The following is a 246-nucleotide window of genomic DNA, read 5'->3' as shown; positions in this document are numbered from 1 at the left end:
GGAACAGACCGGAGCCGCCGAGCACCGCCGCCGCGACGCCGAAGTCACCCGTCTCGTGCGGATGCGAGAACATGAATTCGACCGCCACCGCATGCACGATGATGCCGGCCAGAATCGGGATATGCGCGTAGGTGAAAGCCTGCCGCGCCAGAGCCCCCGGCGTCTCCTCATGCTCGATGCGATGAGCGGCGCGCCCGTGGCCGAAGCGGAAATAGAGCCACCACATGGCGACCGTGCCGATGAAGG

1 protein-coding gene is annotated in these 246 nt (G+C 66.7%); it reads right to left on the bottom strand.

What is annotated here, in order from left to right:
• On the bottom strand, positions 1-246 hold a 246-nt coding region (locus EOD29_RS34105), incomplete at both ends, for a low temperature requirement protein A (protein WP_206520610.1).

The sequence above is a fragment of the Mesorhizobium sp. M1A.T.Ca.IN.004.03.1.1 genome, from assembly GCF_003997555.1.
Lineage (GTDB): Bacteria > Pseudomonadota > Alphaproteobacteria > Rhizobiales > Rhizobiaceae > Mesorhizobium.
This window is presented reverse-complemented; position numbering and strand designations above follow the sequence as displayed.